Raw genomic sequence first — 410 nt, 5'->3', positions numbered from 1 at the left:
CGATACGGTGACCGATAGCCACGATATCAGCCGTGAAGCCTAGGTCTTCCATCAGGCCAACCAATTTGCCAATGGCAATTTTGTGGTGGTTATCTTCACCTTGAATGGCAATTTCAGTTTTCTCGCCTTGGAATTTCCAGCTCATACGAGCATCTTCAAGACCAAAACACTCCCCTAGGCCACTTAATACTGCTTCACCAGAAACAGAATCGATTACAGCAAATTTTAGGGATGAACTACCCGAGTTAATAACCAGAACAAACGAATTAGACATTGGATATGGATCCTGTTTCAGTACGAATTGGATGAAGTGTTTACTTCAATTTTAGTTAAGTCCATTATTCAATAATTTTTGAATCTTTCAACTTTTGTTTTGAAAAAATCACTAAATGAACACAATTAAGTTGATC

Annotated in this window: 1 pseudogene; it reads right to left on the bottom strand. The window is 38.3% G+C overall.

Features of this window, described 5'->3' with window-relative positions:
• Positions 1-274, bottom strand: a pseudogene (locus AB4623_RS20080) (acetate kinase); the annotation flags it as partial.
• Positions 275-410: the final 136 nt, after the last annotated feature.

Origin of the sequence: Vibrio sp. 10N.222.52.C12 (assembly GCF_041474215.1) — a bacterium.
Classification (GTDB): Bacteria; Pseudomonadota; Gammaproteobacteria; order Enterobacterales; family Vibrionaceae; genus Vibrio; species Vibrio crassostreae_C.
Note: the sequence above shows the minus strand (reverse complement) of the source record. Positions and strands in the feature narration are given on the sequence as shown.